Annotated in this window: 12 protein-coding genes; all 12 read left to right on the forward strand. The window is 48.9% G+C overall.

What is annotated here, in order from left to right; all coding sequences use genetic code 11:
* Positions 1 to 4: 4 nt before the first annotated feature.
* The 12 genes from AT746_RS09485 to AT746_RS09540 all read left to right on the forward strand — a co-directional run bounded on the left by AT746_RS09485 (position 5) and on the right by AT746_RS09540 (position 21,288).
* The gene (locus AT746_RS09485; RefSeq protein ID WP_420480312.1) at positions 5 to 292 is read left to right on the forward strand and encodes a hypothetical protein; all 288 of its coding nucleotides are present in this window, start codon (positions 5 to 7) and stop codon (positions 290 to 292) included.
* Positions 293 to 301: 9 nt separating this feature from the next.
* The gene (gene proQ / locus AT746_RS09490; RefSeq protein ID WP_062479663.1) at positions 302 to 985 is read left to right on the forward strand and encodes an RNA chaperone ProQ; all 684 of its coding nucleotides are present in this window, start codon (positions 302 to 304) and stop codon (positions 983 to 985) included.
* 4 nt (positions 986 to 989) lie between these two features.
* Positions 990 to 3,029 carry a carboxy terminal-processing peptidase gene (gene prc, locus AT746_RS09495; RefSeq protein ID WP_062479665.1) on the forward strand — a complete coding sequence of 680 codons (2,040 nt, stop codon included), beginning with the start codon at positions 990 to 992 and terminating at the stop codon, positions 3,027 to 3,029.
* Positions 3,030 to 3,205: 176 nt separating this feature from the next.
* Complete coding sequence (locus tag AT746_RS09500) at positions 3,206 to 4,537, forward strand: sodium-dependent transporter (RefSeq protein WP_062479667.1); 1,332 nt, start codon at positions 3,206 to 3,208, stop codon at positions 4,535 to 4,537.
* A gap of 79 nt (positions 4,538 to 4,616) precedes the next feature.
* On the forward strand, positions 4,617 to 6,077 hold the full coding sequence (gene nhaC, locus AT746_RS09505) for a Na+/H+ antiporter NhaC (RefSeq protein WP_062479669.1): 1,461 nt from the start codon (positions 4,617 to 4,619) through the stop codon (positions 6,075 to 6,077).
* 75 nt (positions 6,078 to 6,152) lie between these two features.
* Positions 6,153 to 8,723 carry an aminopeptidase N gene (gene pepN / locus AT746_RS09510; RefSeq protein WP_062479671.1) on the forward strand — a complete coding sequence of 857 codons (2,571 nt, stop codon included), beginning with the start codon at positions 6,153 to 6,155 and terminating at the stop codon, positions 8,721 to 8,723.
* 34 nt (positions 8,724 to 8,757) lie between these two features.
* Positions 8,758 to 8,982, forward strand: coding sequence for a DUF2835 family protein (locus AT746_RS09515; protein ID WP_231731054.1), 225 nt, complete (start codon positions 8,758 to 8,760; stop codon positions 8,980 to 8,982).
* Between the two features lie 205 nt (positions 8,983 to 9,187).
* On the forward strand, positions 9,188 to 11,251 hold the full coding sequence (locus AT746_RS09520) for a DUF1302 domain-containing protein (RefSeq protein ID WP_062479673.1): 2,064 nt from the start codon (positions 9,188 to 9,190) through the stop codon (positions 11,249 to 11,251).
* A gap of 13 nt (positions 11,252 to 11,264) precedes the next feature.
* Complete coding sequence (locus AT746_RS09525) at positions 11,265 to 12,629, forward strand: DUF1329 domain-containing protein (protein ID WP_062479675.1); 1,365 nt, start codon at positions 11,265 to 11,267, stop codon at positions 12,627 to 12,629.
* Between the two features lie 165 nt (positions 12,630 to 12,794).
* A complete protein-coding gene (locus tag AT746_RS09530) occupies positions 12,795 to 13,790 on the forward strand; it encodes a WD40/YVTN/BNR-like repeat-containing protein (protein ID WP_082633400.1) in 996 nt (331 codons plus the stop codon).
* Positions 13,791 to 13,799: 9 nt separating this feature from the next.
* Positions 13,800 to 16,136 (forward strand): efflux RND transporter permease subunit, encoded by a 2,337-nt coding sequence (locus tag AT746_RS09535; RefSeq protein WP_062479679.1) that lies wholly within the window; start codon positions 13,800 to 13,802, stop codon positions 16,134 to 16,136.
* Positions 16,137 to 16,461: 325 nt separating this feature from the next.
* The gene (locus AT746_RS09540) at positions 16,462 to 21,288 is read left to right on the forward strand and encodes an NAD-glutamate dehydrogenase (RefSeq protein WP_062479681.1); all 4,827 of its coding nucleotides are present in this window, start codon (positions 16,462 to 16,464) and stop codon (positions 21,286 to 21,288) included.
* Positions 21,289 to 21,490: the final 202 nt, after the last annotated feature.

Raw genomic sequence — 21,490 nt, forward strand, 5'->3', positions numbered from 1 at the left:
ACAGATGGTGGATATACATGTGGTTCTGGCAACACCTGCAGATATGGAGTTCTGGGAAGAGCAGGCGGAAGAAGCCAGTGACAGATTGAACGAGTTTCTGCACTACCTGTATGCCAGTGTTGAAGAGGACATCGAGACCCATCAGCTTGAATTAATGCTCCAACATATCTGGGAAAATTGGTACGAAGATCAATATTTACTGGATATTGAAGAGCATGAGCTGCATGACTGGGTTGACCAACTAGTGGCAACTTGGGATGATGAGCACCCTGAAGCACACACAGACCATTAGAACAATTGAATGGATAACCCACAACAGAAGTTTTCAAACAGCAAAGAAGTCATCGCTTTTTTAGCTGAAACCTTTCCTGCCTGTTTTAGTACTCAGGGTGAGGCCAAGCCTCTGAAAATAGGAATTTTCCAGGACCTGGCTGAGCGTTTAGCCGGGGATGAGCGTATCAGTAAGACCATGCTGCGCACGTCCTTGCGACACTACACCAACAGTTGGCGTTATCTGCACGCAGTGACTGAGGGAGCCCATCGGGTTGATCTCGACGGCAAACAAGATGCTGTGGTTGATAAAGAGCATGCTGAACATGCCAAAACGCAACTGGCTGAGAGTAAAGAAAAAGCCGCACTGAGGCGCAAGGAAAATAAAGATAAAGCAGCCCGGCCATCGACTGGCCAGAAGAAAACACCCAGAGCGAAAGTTACCGATGGCACAAAAGCCAACCGGTCAGCAAATAATGGTGCCAACGGAACTAAAAGCAGTTCTGCTAAACCAATAAAAAGAACACCCCCTGCTAAACTAAGTGATAAAGATCTGGTTGCGGGCACACAAGTCACGGTTAAACTCGGTAAAGTGCCTGTTGAGGGTACTATCAGTGAAATAGCTAAGGAAGGGGTTCATGTTCAGCTCAGTACCGGCATGGTGGTTAAAGTGCCAGCCGATACATTGAGGTTGTTGACCCCGCCTAAGAGGTAAATATATGAATCATGCAATTCGGGTTTCTGTCGCCACCGCACTTCTTGCGCTCAGTGGTAATGCAATAGCGGTATCGGTTACGGCCAGTATCGAAGATTTGCCTGAGCTGGAGCAGGAATCTCAACATGCTGTCGCATCAAAGCGGATAGCATCCTTATTCACAAGGGCGCACTATAAGAATGTTGAGCTTGATGATGAGATGTCATCGAAAATCTTTGACCGTTATCTGCAAGGTCTTGACTCGAATCGCAACATATTTCTTGCCTCCGACATTGCCAGCCTGGAACAGCACCGTAAGAGTTTTGATGATGCCCTGCAAAGAGGGAATCTGAGCCCGGCGTATGATATGTATACGCTGAATATAAAGCGTCGTGCCGAACGTTATCAATATGCCCTTTCATTACTTGAGCAACCTTTCGATTTTGAAAAAAAAGGGGATGCTTTTCACTATGATCGGGAAGAGGCAGAGTGGCCGGCAGATAAAGCTGAACTCGATGAATTATGGCGTCAGCGGGTCAAATACGATGCCTTAAATCTCAAACTTGCCGGTAAGGACTGGGACGACGCTAAAGAAATACTGGAAAAACGCTATCAAAGAGCGATCAAGCGTCTGACACAAACCCAGAGCGAAGATGTGTTTCAGGCAGTGATGAATTCATTTGCCCGCAGTGTTGAGGCCCATACCAGTTACCTTTCTCCCCGAAATGCCGAGCGTTTCCAGATGGAGATGGATTTGTCTTTTGAAGGTATTGGTGCGGTATTGCAGTCAGAGGATGATCATACTGTGATCCGCTCTATTGTGCCTGGCGGCCCGGCTGATCAGTCAAAGCAAATCAAGCCTGAAGATAAGATTGTCGGTGTGGCCCAGGACGAGGATGAGTTTGTCGATGTGGTAGGCTGGCGTCTGGATGAAGTGGTCGAACTGATTAAAGGACCCAAAGGCAGCGTGGTCAGGCTCCAGGTACTCAAAGGCTCGGTAGACAGCGGGGCGCCCTCAGTTGTCAGTCTGACCCGGGATAAAATAAAACTGGAAGATCGGGCTGCAAAATCTGAAGTCTATGTTCCGGAAGAGGGCCCGAACAAAGGAGAGAAGCTGGGTGTGATTACCATTCCCTCTTTTTACAATAAACTGCACCAGGACGTAAAAACGGAGATAGATAGTCTTAAAGAACAGGGTGTTCAGGGGATGATCATAGATCTGCGCGGTAATGGTGGCGGATCACTGAGTGAAGCAACTCAATTGTCAGGTTTGTTTATTGATAAAGGGCCTGTAGTGCAAATCCGTGACGGAGCCGGGCGTATACGCGAAGAGCGTGACACCGATGGGATGGTTTTTTATGAAGGGCCGCTGACCGTGCTGGTCGACAGGTACAGTGCCTCGGCTTCAGAGATCTTTGCTGCCGCGATGCAGGATTATGGTCGAGCCCTGATTGTCGGCGAGCAAACTTTTGGTAAAGGTACGGTTCAGCAGCACCGTGGCTTAGGGCGCATTTATGATCTTTACGACAACCCTCTTGGCAGTGTGCAGTTTACTATCGCTAAATTTTATCGGATAGATGGCGGCAGTACTCAGCACAAGGGCGTCATCCCGGATATTCTTTTGCCTTCACCTGTAGATCCTGAAGATTGGGGCGAGAGTAAAGAAGAGAACGCGCTGCCCTGGGATAGCATAGTGCGGGCCAATTACACCACTTTTGGTGATACCAGTGATGCGGTGCAAAAGGTTGAAGAAAGCCATGAGCAGCGGATTCAGAAAGATCCTGAATTTTCGTATATCTTCGAAGATATTGAAGAGTATCGTCGCAAGAAAGAAGAGAAGTTTATTTCTCTGGTTGAATCTGAGCGCAAACTGGAAAAAGAAGAGCAGGAGAAAAAGGCATTACAACGGGCGAATGAACGCCTTGCCCGTCTCGGTAAAGAGCCCGTGGAGAATCTTGATGATTTACCAGAGGATTTGGAAGAAATCGATCCGTTTCTTGACGAGGCAGCATCTATCACTTTTGATGTGGTGAGTACCGGCAAGTATGCCATTAAGACACTTTAGTTGTTTTAGTTGATTGAGGCAGGGCCATGTATTGTTACATGGCCTTGTTTTTATGTGCTGCAGATCCCTATGGCTGGCATCTGGGATATCATATAGATCAGAAGAAAAAATTTAAAACAAGTAATAAGTCAGGGGCAATCCCGACATAAAAATAACAAAAATATAGGGCAAAAAAAATGAGTGCAAGAGGTGAGTTTTCTTCCAGGCTGGGGTTTGTGCTGGCAGCGGCAGGTTCTGCAGTAGGGCTGGGGAATATCTGGGGCTTCCCTACTCAGGTGGCCAGTAATGGCGGAGCCGCCTTTGTATTGATGTATATTCTTCTGGCATTTGTGCTCGCCTATCCCGTATTAATGGCCGAGCTGTTAATCGGTCGTGCAACCCAGTCGAACATGGTTGATGCACTGGGTAAAATCTCCGGCAGTATTGTCGGCAAGGCAACCGGGATTTGGGGTTGTGTGACGGTATCGCTGATCCTGGCTTTTTACGCTATTGTCGCTGGCTGGATGATTGCTTTTGGACTGCAGGCGCTGACAAATATTTTCCAGTGGCAGTCAATGTCGCTGTGGCTTACCAGTTTTTCTGACAGCCGCAATCTGATTTTCTGTGCGCTCTTTGTACTGCTTACTGCGTTGATTGTTATCGGTGGGGTCAGTAAAGGCATCGAGAGGTGGTCGGTCAGGCTGATGCCGACCTTATTTCTGATCGTATTGCTGTTAATTGGCTATGTTATGACCCTTGATGGTGCTGTGCAGGGACTGAAGATCTATCTTCTGCCAGACTTTTCCAAGGTGCTGAATCCTGATTTGCTGATCAGTGCCATGGGGCAGGCGTTTTTCTCTATGTCGCTGGGTGTAGGTACCATGCTGGTTTATGGCTCTTATGTCAGTCGCAAAGAAAAACTACCCAGTCTTGGCGCCTCTGTTGCTCTGGTTGATATCGCTGTCGCTATTCTTGCCGGCCTGCTGATTATTCCTGCTATGTACGTCGCCCTTCACAATGGGGTTGAGATTTTCTCAGAATCCGGAGAACTGATTGCGGGAGATACCCTTATTTTTACCGTGTTACCTGCGTTGTTCGATACGATGGGCTCGGTAGGTAATCTGGTGGCACTGGCGTTCTTTATTCTGATGACCATTGCTGCGGTAACATCATCCATCTCCATGCTTGAGGTGCCGGTGGCGTATGTGGTGGAAAGTCATGGCGTGAAACGTAAAATCGCGGTGTGGCTGATTGCAACAGTAATCTTCCTGTGCAGCGCCATCATTGCACTGAACTTTGAGTCACTTTTCGGTTTGGTTATTGCTGTAACTACTCAATACAGTCAGCCTTTGCTTGGGCTGATGCTGTGTATTTTTGCGGGCTGGGTTTGGAAGCGCAATGAAATCCTGCAGGAGCTCCGTCATAGCGATGAGCATGCGGCAGAGGGACTATTCTGGAAGATTTGGCCCTGGTATGTCCGTTTTGTGTGCCCGGTCATTATCGTACTGATGTTCTACCGGTCTTTCTGATTTGTTTTAAGGCCGTCGACCATCAGGATGGACGGCCGGTTTATCGATCCTAAAATAACAATAATCCAAGGAGTCACTGATGTCTGACCGAAGACAACCCTCAATGCTGGATGCACTGATCCCCATTGCGGTGCTGGTTGTGCTGTTAAGCTCGTCGGTAATACTTTTTGCCGACGACTCTTCTTATGGTCCCAACCAGATAGCCTTGTTGCTGGCCATGGGGGTGGCTGCCATTATCGGGCTGAAGAATGGTTACAAATGGAAGGAGATCGAGGAGGGGATAGTACACGGAATTTCTCTGTCACTGGGGGCGGTACTGATACTTTTGTCTGTGGGCGCATTGATTGGTACCTGGTTGCTTTCAGGCACCGTGCCCATGCTGATTTACTACGGACTCAAACTGCTCGATCCGTCTTTCTTTTATGCGGCCACCTGTATCATTTGCGCCATTGTTGCCATGAGCATTGGCAGCTCCTGGACCACCGCTGCGACGGTAGGGGTGGCATTGATTGGCGTGGCTAATGGTATGGGCATGTCTGAAGCGGTCACCGCCGGTGCCATTGTTTCCGGCGCCTATTTCGGTGACAAGATATCACCCCTTTCAGAAACCACTAACCTTGCACCAGCAGTGGCCGGTACTGAACTGTTTGAACATATTCGCTATATGCTCTGGACCACTATCCCGAGCTTTGTTCTGGCGATACTGCTGTTTGTGATTGTGGGGCTTAACGCCTCTGGTCAGGCATCGCTGGAAAAGATTGAGAGAATGCAGCAACTGCTGGAAGCTAACTTTGAACTCAGCCCGGTATTACTGGTACCCCTGATTGTGCTGCTGGTGCTGGCGGTCAGAAAAGTCCCTGCATTCCCGACGGTTTCAATCGGCGCACTGTTGGGGGGCTTATGGGCCGCATGGTTTCAACCTGATGTGGTTCAGAGTCTGGCAGAGCAGGGTCGTGAAGGGTGGCTGGCTTCGGTAACTGTGGTCTGGACCAGTTTGTTTAACGGCGTCAGTCTGGATACTGGCAATGCCGATCTGGACGATTTGCTCAGTGGCGGCGGTATGTCCAGCATGCTGAATACTATCTGGCTGATTATCTGCGCCATGTCTTTTGGTGCGGTAGTGGAAAAAACCGGTCTGCTGAAAAGGGTGGTTACCGTGTTTCTCAAAGGCGCAAAAACTGCCGGAGGCATGGTCACCCGCACCATGTTCACCTGCCTGGGTACCAATCTGATTACTGCCGATCAGTATATGTCTATTGTGATGCCGGGCAGAATGTACAAAGAAGAATTTGCCAAACGGGGGCTGCACCAGCTGAACCTGTCCCGTAGCCTGGAAGATGGAGGAACTCTTACATCACCGTTAATCCCCTGGAATACCTGTGGTGCTTACATGCATAGTGTGCTGATGGTCAGCCCGCTGGAATACATTTTCTTTGCGTTTTTCAATCTGATTAATCCGGTGCTAGCGATTATCTATGCCTACCTCGGCATTAAAATACTGCGTATCCCTGTACCATCGCCAGAGCCCGGCAAAGCCTGATAAAATAACAGGTATCTTCTCGTTGTTACTCGCTGTGGCCTGTTCAGGTCACAGCCACCTGATTCAGGAGTTCTAATGTCATCAAACCAGTCCCGCGCGATGAAACTTGCCGATTATCAAGCCCCCGGTTTCAGTGTCTCCGATATCTATCTGGAGTTTGATTTACAGGACGAACAAACCAGGGTGACGGCCATCAGTCAGGTGCAACGGGTCGACAGTGCCATCCGGGATCTGGAACTGGATGGAAAAAAACTGATTCTGGAAGGGCTGTGGATAAACGGTACGCAGACTGAGGTTAGCCTTACAGAACAGGGTATCCGGCTGACTGAGGTGCCGGATCAGTTTGAACTGAGAATCGAAACCCTTATCGACCCGGTCAATAACCATGCTCTTGAAGGTCTGTACAAGTCAGGAGGGGCGTTTTGTACTCAATGTGAAGCGCAGGGCTTTCGTCGTATAACCTATTTTCTGGATCGGCCGGATGTGATGGCCCGATACCGGGTTAAGGTTATTGCTGATAAGCAGGACTGTCCTTATTTGCTGGCCAACGGCAATCTGATTGATAGCGGTGATGCAGAACAGGGGCGTCATTGGGCACTGTGGGAGGACCCCTTTCCGAAACCCTGTTACCTGTTTGCTCTGGTGGCCGGTGATTTCGATAAGCTGGAAGATCAGTTTACCACTCACTCCGGTCGTCAGGTGGAATTGCAGCTGTTTGTTGATAAAGGCAATGTCAGTCGTGGTCAGCACGCCCTCGATTCCCTGAAAAAAGCCATGGCCTGGGACGAGCAGAAATACGGTCTGGAATATGATCTGGATATTTACATGATCGTCGCGGTGGATTTTTTCAATATGGGGGCGATGGAAAACAAAGGTCTGAATATCTTTAACAGCAAATATGTGCTTGCCGATGCCGCTTCTGCCACAGATCAGGATTACTTTAATATTGAGTCTGTGATTGCCCATGAGTATTTTCATAACTGGACAGGTAACCGGGTGACCTGCCGTGATTGGTTTCAGCTGAGCCTGAAAGAGGGGCTAACGGTTTTCCGGGATCAACAATTCAGCGCGGATATGGCCTCTGCTGCCATTGTCAGGATTAATCAGGTCCGGGTAATGCGTGAGCACCAGTTTGCAGAAGACAGTGGCCCCATGGCCCACCCTATTCGTCCGGCTGAAGTCATGGAGATGAATAACTTCTACTCGGTCACGGTTTATGACAAGGGCGCTGAAGTGATCAGAATGCTGCATACCTTATTAGGTGAGCAGGGCTTCAGAAAGGGCATGGATTGTTACATCAGTCGCCATGACGGTCAGGCGGTGACCTGTGATGATTTTGTGCAGGCAATGGAAGATGCCAATCAACGGGATCTCAGTTTGTTCCGCGGATGGTATAGCCAATCTGGTACACCGGTGATCAGCGTGGATTGTGAGTGGGATGAATCCACTCAGCAACTGAGATTGGATCTGACTCAGAAAACGCCGCCAACGGCAGACCAGGCTGAAAAGCAGCCCTTGCATATTCCTGTCGCCATTGAGGTTGTGCCTGTGTCGGGGCAGGGAGAGGGGCGAAGTGAAGTGCTTTCGCTGACCGGGCAACAACAACGCTTTACCTTCGAGAATATCTCAGCCGAGCCGGCCGTGGCCTTACTGACCGGGTTCTCGGCACCGGTTAAGGTGGATTATCAGTCAACACCGGGCCATCAACTGGCGGTTATTCTGTACGCCAGCGACCCTGTTGCCCGCTGGGATGCCTGTCAGCAACTGGTCAGTGACGCGATTTTTACTATTGCGCAGAATGATGCCCGTACTGTGCCTGATTTCCCGATAGAGCTTTTTGCCGGCCTGCTGGAACAGGCGCAGACGGAGCCCGCGTTAATCGCAGAAATGCTGGAACTGCCAAGTTTTGAAACGCTGGCCCAGCAAAGGGATAGAATCGATGTGGATGCCTTGCTCGGCGCCAGGAAACAACTCAAGACGCTGCTGGCAGAGAAATTTTCAGCTCAGTGGCAGAGATTGTTTATACAGTTATCCAATCCTCAGTACGACTATCAACAGCAACAAGTGGAAAGGCGACGACTGTCCGGTGTCTGTTTGTCTTACCTTGCATGCACTGAAGCCAGCCTGGATATTCTGCGTCAGGCGTATAAGCATAGTGACAATATGACCGACACTCTGGCCGTGCTTAAGGCTTGTCAGGCTGAGAACCTGCCCCTGTTTGACGAGCTGATGCAGGACTTTGAACAGAGGTGGCATGATGATCCGCTTGTTATGGACAAGTGGTTTGCGCTGCACGCCGGGCGTCAGCATCCGGGGTGTCTGAGTACACTGCAATTACTGATGTCTCATGGCAGATACAGTATCAATAACCCAAACAGAGTGAGGTCGGTAATGGGCACCTTTGCTTTTTATAATACCGAAGGCTTCCATCGTCGCGACGGCAGTGGCTATAGGTTTCTGACTGATTACCTGCTCGAACTGGATGCGGTCAATCCTCAGGTAGCGGCACGGCTGATCACGCCAATGATCCAGTATGCGAAACTTGATGAAAACAGACAGCAGAAAATACGTCTGCAACTGTTGCGACTGTTTGAGCATAAATCACTCAGTCGTGATTTATATGAAAAAGTACAAAAAGCGCTATAAATGTAGACATCTGAACGCAGAGTATGGGTTTTAAATGGTGAACACCTATTTTTTCCGTATTCATTTAAGCTACGACCAGTGCCAGTATCTATATACTGGCAGTACCAGCCATGCTGTTGTGACTGCCGAGTCAGGGCAACGTATTCGCATTCCGGCAAGTAACCTGAGGCCTTTTATCGGTCAATATGGGATCCGCGGCCGTTTCCGCTTAATAACTAATCAAAACAATAAAATTCTGTCTTTTGAACCTGTCTCCTAATCGCAACTTGCTAAATTTAAGACAGCAACCTATTGAAAATAATAAGAAAAGCAACTAGGCTCAACTGGTACGATTTGTTCTTGCTAATGGGCTAAAATGATGTAATCATTTTGTTAATTGTCCAGCATTGGCGCCGGATACCGAGGCAAAAGCATCTGCAGTGGGACATAAAACACATTGCTGCAGGTTCAGGGGAGAATAAAAAATGAATAACAGGCCGCGCATATTTAACAAGACACCTTTGGCAATTGGCATTGCCGCACTGCTTGGGGGGGCAATGGCTCCTGCAATGGCTGCCAGTTGGGATGTCGGTGATGTGTCTATTACTTTAGATTCCAATTTTTCTTTCGGTGCTAGCTACCGGATTGAAGAACGGGACTTCAGTCTGATAGGTAACAGTAATCATCCGAAGTTCGACTGGACAGGCTATAACGGCACGACTAATGTGGTGTATTCCTCAGCCGATATCTGGGCCCAGGCCGATGGGGCCTATTCAACTAACGGCGATAACGGCAACCTCAATTTTGATCCATGGGAACCCTTCTCGACTCAGTTTAAGGGCAGTCACGATCTGAATATCACCTACAAAGACATGGGGTTCTTTGCCCGGGCGATGTATTTCTACGATTTCGAACTGATGGACGGCGATCGCGCCTGGAAAAATCCGGTCTCCGCTCAGGCTGGTTTTAACGAGCCTTATGACCCTTGTAGCGACCCTGAAGCCAAAGATGAATTGTGCCGCGACTTCCGTCTGTTGGATGCATTCTTCTATTACGATTTCTATATGGGCGATGTACCGGTTTCCCTGCGTGTCGGGAATCAGGTCGTAAGCTGGGGTGAGAGTACCTTTATTCAGCACGGTATCAACACGATCAATCCTGTGGATGTCACCAGGGCTCAGGCGCCCGGTGCAGAACTGAAAGAAGTCTTTATACCGGTTGGTATGGTGTTTGCGCAGTTTGGCCTGACCAATAATATGGGCCTGTCCATGTACTATCAGTATGAGTGGGAAAAAAGTCGTCTGCCTCAGGCCGGCAGCTATTTTGCCACCAACGATTTTGCCGGGGAGGGCGGTCAGTCAGCCAACGTGCAGTTAGGCTTTACCGGTAACCCTGATATCGACCTGAATTTCCTGCTGATGAGCCTTAATGGGCTCGGCGACGGCCTGCGTGCAGGCGCGGACGCCAGCCAGATTTCACAGGCATACCTGGCATTTCCGACTAAAGTAGCAGTGCGCGGATACAGTGATGAGGCGCACAATGATGCCGATGATCAGGGCCAGTACGGCATCAAGTTGTCTTACTATTCAGAAGCGCTGAATGATACTGAGTTTGGTTTCTACCATATTAACTATCATAGCCAGCGGCCATTGATCTCCGGTATCGCGTCTGACTTCACTCAGGCTGGTATTGGGGCTGACCTGGCTTATCTGGCAGCCAATCAGATTACTAAAGATAATATCACCGATTTGCGTGCTTTCACTAAGGCCGAGTTCGAGTATCCGGAAGACATTAAACTTTATGGTATCAGTTTCAACACGCAGGTGGGTGAAACAGCTCTGGCCGGTGAAATCGCTTACCGTCAGGACGAGCCTCTGCAGATCGATGATGTTGAACTCCTGTACGCTGGTATGCCACAGCAGCTTGCCAATGCAGGTCTGCGACCTGACCTGGCAGGTATATCTCAGTTAAATGATTACCTTGGTTATACGGTAGGCCCGGGCGAGACAGCACCTGGCGCTGTTTTTTCTGATACTACCCAGATACAGTTCACTGCCACGCACTTATTCGGCCCTACATTAGGCACAGATAATCTGGTGGTGTTGGGTGAAGTCGGTTATGTCAACGTACACGATATGCCGGATCCGGCGTTGCTCAGACTGAACGGCCCGGGAACCTCCAGAAGTGGTCCGATTCCCGGTAAGGAAGGTCTGCATATAGGCTTGTCGAATGGCCCGGAAACCAATCCTTTCCCGACGGACGACGCCTGGGGTTACAGATTGCTGGCTAAGGCCGATTACAATAACGTGTTTTCCGGTGTCAACATGTCAGTGAGGGCGACATTTGCCCATGACGTTGACGGCATTACTCCGGATCCACTGTTCCTGTTTATTGAAGACAGAAAGTCTTCCAGTATATCTCTGGATTTTGACTACCTGAGTAAGTGGTCTGCCAGTTTCTCACTGAATTCCTTCTGGGGTGGCGTAGGTACAACTAACTCGCTGTCTGACCGGGACTTCGTATCCTTCAACATCAAATATTCAATCTAGGGAGTCGTAGCAAATGAAAAAGTTAACCCTAGTCGCAACGGCATTGAGTCTGGTTATCAGTAGCTCATTGGCCCAGGCTAAAGTCTCAGAAGCAGAAGCGGCAAAGTTAGGTACAGAGCTGATGCCACTTGGTGGCGAAAAGTCAGCGAATGCGGATGGCAGCATCCCTGCGTGGAATGGCGGTATCACCGAACCCCCGGCAGGATATTCTGTTGGCGATCACCACCCCGATCCGTACCCCGGTGATAAGGTGTTGTTTGAGATCACTGCATCCAATATGGCAGAACACGCTGAGTTGTTGTCTGAAGGTCAGAAAAAATTGTTCGAAACCTATCCGGATACCTTTAAAATTCCGGTTTATGAGACCCGTCGCAGTGCATCAGCACCAGAGTTTGTCTATGAAGCTACCAAAGAAAATGCGACCCGCGCAGAGCTGGTAGAAGGTGGTAACGGCGTAAAGAATGCGGCAATGGGCATTCCTTTCCCGATTCCGCAAAACGGCCTGGAAGCTATCTGGAACCATATTCTGCGCTATCGTGGCGAAGCCATTCAGCGCTATGGCGGTCAGGCCGCCCCCACTGCCGCCGGTGATTATAATCTTATCGGTTTTGATGATGTTCTGATGATTAAGTACTCGGAGCAGGGGGTTACCCCGGAAAAACTGGTAGAAGAAAATGTACTGATGAAGTTCAAGCAGAGTATTACCGAGCCGGCCAGACTGGCGGGTACTGCGTTGCTGGTACATGAGACCATGGATCAGGTGCGCGAACCGCGCCAGGCCTGGACCTATAACACCGGTCAGCGCCGCGTGCGTAAAGCACCGAATATCGCTTACGATGCACCGGGCACAGCGGCTGATGGTCTGAGAACTACCGATGATTTCGATATGTTTAACGGCGCTCCTGATCGCTATAACTGGACGCTCAAAGGCAAACAGGAGTTATATGTTCCGTATAACAACTACGAGCTTCACAGTGATGACGTTACTTATAGCGACATTCTCAAGCCCGGACATATCAATCCTGATCTGACCCGTTTTGAAAAGCACCGGGTGTGGGTAGTCGAAGCGAACCTCAAAGATGAGTACCGTCATATATATCAGAAGCGGGTGTTCTATATTGATGAGGACAGCTGGCAGATTCTGGTAGCCGATATGTATGATAACCGTAACGAGTTATATCGGGTGGCAATGGCATACGCAGTAAACTATTACGAAGTGCCTGCCCTATGGTCTACACTGGATGTGTATCATGATCTGAACTCTCGTCGTTATCTGGCGCTGGGTCTGGATAATGAAACTCAGATGTATGATTTTACTATTAAACCAAGTGACAGGGATTTTACGCCACAGGCATTGCGCCGCTCAGGTATAAGATAACTGTCGTTACCAACTCCTGAGTGGAAATGGTATAAAACGGTTGGCAATGCCAACCGTTTTTGTTGGTCTCATCCAGTGAGACTCACCCGCTTTGCGGGCTAGCTGAAGCTGCGCTAGAACTCTTCCGGAGTTTTAGTGATGAGTTTCTCAACCGTGCGAAATTCTATGAAAAAAAACATATTGCCTCTCTTCGCCGCCGTTTTAATCTTCAGTACTACGGCAACCTCAGATGTCACCCCACAAGCCTCATTTCAGGCCCCTCTGGCAAATAAGTCCCTGTTACTGGATATCAGCCAGATAGGACAAACACAGCGGCTTATCGCTGTCGGTGAGCGGGGGCATATTCTGATTTCTGAGGATGGCCAGAGCTGGCAGCAAAAGCAGGTACCGGTAACTGCTACGCTGACTGCAGTGTTTGCCCGCGATAATCATATCTGGGTGGTGGGGCATGATGCCGTGATTCTGTACAGCGACGATGGTGGAGAAAGCTGGCAGATTCAGAATTTTGAACCGGAACTACAAAAACCTTTAATGGATGTTCTGTTTTTCGATGATCGCCATGGTATTGCTATTGGTGCCTACGGTCTGTTCTACCGGACAGAGGATGGTGGACAAAGCTGGAATAAGGAAGCCCATATCTCTTTGCTGAATGAGATGGATGTGGAATACCTTGAATCCCTTAAGGAGGAGGACATAAATCTCTATGAAAGCGAAATGGAAGCGATTTTACCCCATCTGAACCGCGTTTCTGTTGCCGGTGACAAACTGTTACTTGCAGGAGAAGCCGGAACGCTGGCTGTCAGTGAGGATAAGGGACAAAGCTGGCAACGCATGGATGTGGATTACTACGGTTCCTTTTTTGATATCCAGCAAATGACAGATGGCCGGATCTTCGCTGCGGGCCTGCGCGGGAATCTGTTTGAATATGTTGATGAGCAGTGGCAGGAGATTGAAACCGGTATCAGTTCAACCCTGAACTCAATTGTCCGTATCGAAGGTAAAGCGCCGCTGATTGTTGCTAACAAGGGCTATTATTTGTGGCTGGAAGAGCCACTCAGAGCCGAGCAGACCGACGACGAAGAAGCGCTGGTCAATGCTGTGCTGTTTAACGATAAACTCCTGGTGGTTACAGAAGCCGGGATCCAGGAACTGCAGAAGTAGAGTGCAATTATGACAAAGCTGATAGATTTTTTAGAGTTGGTTATCTTCAGGCACAGAGGCTGGGTCATTGCACTGTTTGCATTGTTTACCGGATATCTATTGTTGCAGGCTACTAACCTGCGCCTGGATGCCGCGTTTACCAAGAATATTCCGTTGAACCACAGTTATATGAAGACCTACATGGAGCACCAGAAAAATTTTGGTGGGGCCAATAGCATTCTGGTGTCGGTGTGTGACAGAGATTCGGATATTTTTAATGAAACCTTTTTCAATCGCCTGAAAGAAGTTCATGATCAGTTATTTTTTATTCCGGGAGTCGATCGTTCTCAGGTTAAGTCACTTTACAGTGCCTCGACCCGTTTTACTGAGGTTGTTGAGGAGGGCTTTTCCGGGGGGCCGGTGATCCCGGCTGATTTTTCAGCTTCCGATCCCAGGGGGCTTGATCTGGTATCCCAGAATATCAGTAAGGCGGGTATTGTCGGACGAATGGTGTCCGATGATTTCCAGTGCGCTATGGTCAATGCCCAGCTGCTGGAATTGGATCCGCAAACCGGTGAACAACTGGATACCCTTGCGTTTGCTGCGGATCTCGAAGAGCAACTAAGAGGTCAATACGAAGACGACGAAATAAGCATCCATATTATTGGCTTTGCCAAGATGGTGGGTGATGTGGCAGATGGCGCAAAGGATGTATTGCTGTTTTTTGCCGTTGCTATCGCTATTACGGCCGTGATGGTGTACTTCTTCTGTAAATCTCTGTTGCTGACCGTGTTGCCGTTAGCCTGCTCGATTATTGCGGTGATCTGGCAAATGGGTCTGGTTACCTTACTGGGCTTTGGTCTGGATCCTATGTCGATTCTGGTGCCATTCCTGGTTTTTGCTATTGGTGTCAGCCATGGCGTGCAGATGATTAATTCGGTCGGTAAGCAGGTGGTGATGGGGCACAGTGCCAAATCCGGTGCACAGATGGCATTCCGCACTCTGCTGATCCCCGGTGGCGTTGCACTGCTGTCAGATACTGTTGGCTTTATGACTTTACTGGTCATTGATATTGGCATCATCAGAGAGCTGGCCATCACGGCCAGTTTAGGTGTGGCAGTGATTATTCTCACTAACCTCATCTTACTGCCGGTGTTAATGTCTTATGTGAAGCTTGGCGATAAATACAAAGCTAAGTTTGCCAATAAGGAAAAGCGTTCAGACCACTTCTGGGAAACCATTTCGAAATGTTCAAGCCCAAATGTGGCTAAGGTCATTCTGGTATTGGTGGCTTTGTTGTTCGCTTATGGCTGGTATCAGTCGAGCCAGATGAAGATCGGCGATTTGCATGCCGGCGCTCCGGCTTTGCATGAAGATTCCAGATATAATCAGGATACCTTCCTGATCACCGATAAGTATGCCATCAGCGTGGATTATTTGTCAGTGCTGGTAGAAACCACCGCATCAGCCTGTACTTCACATCAGATTATGAGTGATATTGATGAGTTCCAGTGGAAGATGGAAAATGTTCCCGGGGTACAATCTACCGTGAGTCTGGCCTCTGTGGCTAAACTGATCAATGCCGGTTATAACGAGGGTAATCCCAAGTGGCGGGTGTTGCCGAGAAACCAGCAAACCATGGTTCAGGCTATTTCCCGTGTTGACACCTCGTCCGGTCTGCTCAATGGTGATTGCTCGGTGATGCCGGTGATTCTGTTTATGGATGACCATAAAGCGGAAACCATCAACCGGGTCGTTGATGCGGTGAAAGAATACCGTCAGCAGTATGAGCGTGAGGATTTACAGTTCAAACTGGCATCCGGGCCAGTGGGCGTGATGGCGGCCACTAACGAAGCCGTTAAAGCAGCTCAGAACCCAATGATGGCTTACGTATTTGGTGCGGTGATTCTGTTGTGTCTGCTCAGTTTCCGATCATTACGCGCAACCTTGTCAGTGGTCATTCCTCTTTATGTGGTATCCGTGCTGGCACAGGCATTGATGACCAAACTACAAATTGGTTTAACGGTTTCCACTTTGCCGGTGATTGCCCTTGGGGTTGGTATTGGTGTCGACTATGGTATCTACATTCTGTCAACTATGAGTCAGAAGCTTAAAAGTGGTATGCCGGTTCGTCAGGCGTATTTTGATGCGCTTAAAGAAAGGGGCAGTGCGGTGCTGTTTACCGGCATCACCCTGGCCATTGGTGTCAGTACCTGGGTGTTCTCCAGCCTCAAATTTCAGATGGATATGGGGATATTGCTGACCTTTATGTTTGTGGTAAATATGCTTGGAGCCATCGTGGTATTGCCCGCTTTGGCTTCTGTATTCTGGTATAAACAGAACAGCGATAAAAAAGTGCGAAAATAATTCACATTTTTTTTATGCAACAAAGTCCGGCCCGGAAAGATTCTGCGGTCGGGCTTTTGTTTTCAGGCGGTAGTCTGAATGACGCACAATTAAGGCTTTTAGCGACGGATAGCTATCAGTTCTGAACAGATTGGTGAAAATTTACCGAACCCCATACAGCCTGCATAGCGTTATTTTTATCCTGGCTCCCTGCATATCTATTTTTGTTGTCTTTGTTAACCCCTGTCAGGGCCTTTCAAAGCCCGCAGTAATCAGCGAGAATACGCCTAAAATCTAAAGAACTCAGTTCTTTAGCCCTACAAAGTCTGCATAACAAGGTAGAAAAATGACGGTTGATAACCAGCACTCTGTACTTTTGGATAATGTTTACACACTGATTCGTAAGAAAGTGGATAAAACGCAGGCGCAACTGGTGGAGCAGTTTGCCAGAATTCTATTTAATAACATCTCCCGTGATGACCTGGAAAATCGTGTCGACAGCGATCTTTATGGGGCCAGTCTGAGCTTGTGGAATGAGTTCTCTGATTATCATGACAGCGAGCCATTCATCCGCGTATTCAATCCTGAAATATCCAAGCATGGCTGGCAGTCTTCACACACTATCATTGAGATCATCACTGAAGACATGCCGTTTCTGGTGGACTCAGTCAGAATGGCCATCAACCGTCTGAGTATTACTGCCCATTTGTTGCTGCACAGTCCCATCGCCGTTAAGCGGGATAAAAAGCATATGGTTGAAAGCCTTCTTGATACAAAAAAAGAAGGTCATGGCAAGCAAACGATTTTCCTTATCGAGGTAGACCGGCAAACCAGTAAGAAAGCGCTGCAGGATATTGAGAAAGAGCTGCACTCGGTGCTGGATGAGGTTCAACTGGCGGTGTCTGACTGGATGCCGATGAAGAATCAGCTCAAGGAAATTATCGCCGGGTATGACAAACAGCCTTGTCCGGCGGGGCAGGAAGCGCAAAAACAAACCCATGCTTTTTTACGCTGGATCAGCAATGAAAACTTTACCCTGATGGGCTATCGCCATTATCAGGCCAAAGCCATCGAAGGGGATCATCGCTGGATCGCGGACAATGATTCGAGTCTGGGATTAATGAAGAACTCTGTCAGCAACAGGGAACGATTGCTTTCCAAACTGCCGGTTTCTGCACAGCAGGAAACCTTAAGTGAGAATCCCCTGATTCTGACCAAAACCAATTCCAAATCCAGGGTGCATCGCCCGGCGTATATGGATTACATCGGTATCAAGGAGTTTGATAAGCAGGGTAATGTAGTAGGGGAGCATCGCTTTATCGGCTTGTATTCTTCCGCCTTTTACAATGCCGGAGCCTATGAAGTTCCCGTTCTCAAAGACAAAATTGCCCGCATGTGTGATAACTCAGGTTTCGACAAGACCTCACATGCTTACAAGGCCTTTCTGAATATTCTGGAGACTTACCCCCGTGACGAACTGATTCAGGCTAATGAGTCAGAACTGGGTAAGATTGCCCTGGGCATTTTTCAGATGCAGGAGCGCGGCATCTCACGCTTGTTTATGCGCCGGGATGTGTTCGGACGTTTTTATTCCTGCATGGTGTTTGTGCCCAGAGAGCGCTACAACACCCAGTTACGTAAAGAAACCCAGGCGCTGCTGCAAAAGTCCTTTAATAGTGATCAGGACGTGGAGTTCACCACCTATTTCTCTGAGTCTGTGTATGCCCGCACCCATTACATCGTCAGGGTGAAAAATAACAATGTGGAAATTAATGTGAAGGAAATTGAAAAGAATATCATCGAGCTCAGCAAGCGTTGGGAAGACAAACTCAGCAGTGCACTGAGAAGTACATATGGTGAAGCCCGCGGCAAGCAGCTGGATGAAAAATATCTCAATGCGTTCACCCGCAGCTATAAAGAGCATAATCTGCCCACCACTACAGTAGTGGATATTGAGAAAATCGAGAGCCTGACCGATACCCACACCCTGGATATGTTGTTCTACAGGCCGCAGGAAGAATCAGCTGACAGTGAAGCGGTTAAACTGAAGTTGTTCCACCGTAATCAGCCCATTCATTTGTCTGCGGTACTGCCGATGCTGGAGCATTTTGGTCTGCGGGTCATCGATGAAAGTCCCTACCAGGTGAAGGCCAGTGACGGCAGCGTCAACTGGATTATGGATTTCTCCATGTTGCACACGGCCAGCAACAAGATGAGCCTGGAGCAGGCGCAGGAATTGTTCCAGGACGCCTTCTCAAAAGTCTGGTACCAACAACTGGAAGATGATGCCTTTAACCGTTTGGTGCTGGGCGCTGGCTTACCCGGTCGCAAGGTCACCATTTTGCGCGCCTATGCCAAATATATGCGCCAGACAGGCAGTTCCTTCAGTAAAAACTATATTGCTCGCACTTTGGATGCATACCCTGGTATTGCAATATTGCTGGTAAACCTGTTCGAGCAGCGTTTTGACCCTAAAATCAAACGTTCAGAGAAAAAAGAAGAGGCCTTGCTGACAAAAGTCAAAGAGAGCCTGGACAACGTCTCTAATCTTGATGATGACCGTATTATCCGTCGTTATCTGGATATGATTATGGCCACCCTGAGAACCAACTTTTATCAGGCCGACGAGCAGGGCAATGACAAATCCTATATTTCCTTCAAGCTGCTGCCGGAACTGATCCCGGAAATGCCACTGCCACTGCCGAAATTCGAGATTTTCGTCTATTCGCCCAGGGTAGAAGGGGTGCATTTGCGCGGGGGTAAAGTCGCCCGTGGTGGTTTGCGCTGGTCCGATCGCCAGGAAGACTTCCGCACCGAGGTACTGGGACTGGTCAAGGCCCAGCAGGTTAAAAACACCGTCATCGTGCCAGTGGGCGCCAAGGGCGGCTTTGTATGTAAGAACCTGCCTGTGGGTGAAGGGCGCCAGGCGATTTTCGAAGAAGGTAAAGCCTGCTACAAGATATTTATCCGCTCATTACTGGATATCACTGACAATATTGTTCAGGGTGAAGTGGTGCATCCTGAGAATGTGGTCAGACTGGATGAAGATGACCCATACCTGGTAGTTGCAGCCGATAAGGGCACCGCGACCTTTTCCGATATCGCCAATGGTATTGCTGAAGAGTATAACTTCTGGCTGGGTGATGCCTTTGCATCGGGAGGCAGTGTTGGCTATGACCACAAGGGCATGGGTATTACCGCACGGGGTGCATGGGAGTCAGTTAAACGCCACTTCCTGGAAATGGGTGTGAACTGTCAGACCACTGACTTTACCTGTGTCGGCATCGGCGATATGGCCGGTGATGTGTTTGGTAACGGCATGTTGTTATCCAGGCACATTCGCCTGGTGGCGGCCTTTAACCATATGCATATTTTCTTTGACCCCGATCCCGATGCAGCCAGCAGCTACAAAGAACGGGAACGCCTGTTTAAGGACACGTCACTGAATTGGGCAGACTATGACAAATCGTTAATCTCCAAAGGAGGTGGCGTATTTTCAAGGGCTGACAAGTCGATCAAGCTTTCCCCGGAAATGAAAAAGTGGCTGGGTACTAAACAGCAGACCATGACACCTAGCGAACTGATCAAAAACATCCTGCAAATGCAGGTGGATCTGATCTGGAACGGCGGTATCGGCACCTACATGAAAGGCAGCAAGGAAACGCATGCCGATGTGGGTGATCGTGCCAATGATGATCTGAGGGTAAATGGTAATCAGGTCAAAGCAAAAATAATAGGAGAGGGCGGTAACCTCGGTTTTACGCAACTGGGCAGAATTGAGTACTGCGCAAATGGCGGACGCATGAATACCGACTTTATCGATAATGTCGGTGGTGTGGACTGCTCAGATAACGAAGTTAACATCAAGATATTGCTGAATACCCTCGTGCAGGACGGTGAACTGACGCTCAAACAGCGTAATAAGCTGCTCTATGACATGACCGATGATGTGGCGCAAATCGTATTGCAGGATTGTAAGCGTCAGACTCAGTCTATCTCTATTGACGAGTTGGGCGGTGCAGATCGACTCAAAGAGCAACTGCGCTTTATCCATGGGCTGGAGCGAGAGGGGAACCTGAACCGCGAACTGGAGTTTATTCCTTCCGATGATGAACTGTCTGAACGTCAGGCCTCCGATAAAGGGCTGACCCGGCCGGAAATGTCGGTATTGCTGGCTTACGGCAAGATGGTACTGAAAGAAAGACTGAACATTCCGGAGGTTACGGATAACCCTTATCATGCAAAATTGCTGATCAGCGCCTTCCCTAAACCTCTGCAGGACAGGTTCTCGGAGCAAATGACTCAGCATCCGCTGCGCGGCGAAATCATTGCCACTAAGCTGACCAATAATATGCTCAATGATATGGGCCTAAACTTCGCCTTCAGGCTGCAGGAAGAGACCGGCGCCACTATTTCCGAGGTAGTTAATGCCTATTCTGTGGTCAAGGGTATTTTCGGCATGGAAACCCTGTGGCGGGATATTGAAAAGCTTGAAGACAAAATCACCAGCGATGTGTTGCTGAGTATGCTTGATGATATGCGCCGCACGCTGCGTCGCGCCTCACGCTGGTACCTGCGTCATGGTAATAAAGCCATGGCGATTGATGAGTCGGTGGAGTTTTACCGCAGTACCTTTGATGACCTGAGTAAGAATCTGCAGAATTATCTGGTAGAAGAGGAATACAAGGAACTGGAAAACAAAGCGCTTAAACTGACTAAAGGTGGCGTACCTGACAATATTGCCTATAAAGTCGGTAGCCTGAGCAATCTGTTTTCCTGCCTGGATCTGGCCCAGATTGCTGCCAATGAGGGTAAGCCGGTGGCGCTGGTCGCGAGTCTCTATTACAGATTGGGTAACAAGCTGCAATTGCACTGGTTCCTGGATCAAATTAACCGTCAGTCCGTGAGCAATCATTGGCAGGCACTGGCCAGAGCCTCTTACCGCGAAGAACTGGACTGGCAGCAACGGGCCATTACCTCAGTACTGTTGAAGTTTGAGCCGGATAATAAAGACGCCCAGGCGATTCTGGATAACTGGATGGAAGCCCATAAGGTATTGCTGGAACGCTGGTATCACATGATGTCTGAGTTTAAGACCAGCAGCACCCATGAGTTCGCCAAATTCTCTGTGGCATTGCGTGAGTTGATGCTGCTCAGTCTCAACTGCTCTTAGGTTTTAACAGGATTTTTTGTATATAATGCCCCGGTTTTACCGGGGCTTTTTTATGTCCAGGGGCTGGGAATGCCAGAAAAATGCGAAGCATTTTTAATGACCAGCGCGCAGGCATGGATGCCGCAGCTGGACTTTTGATAAAGGCAGGATGCCTGATTCAAAAGGACGGTATGCCGGGGTTGTAGGGAACATTCCCCGGCGA

Source organism: Lacimicrobium alkaliphilum, assembly GCF_001466725.1.
GTDB classification, from domain to species: domain Bacteria; phylum Pseudomonadota; class Gammaproteobacteria; order Enterobacterales; family Alteromonadaceae; genus Lacimicrobium; species Lacimicrobium alkaliphilum_B.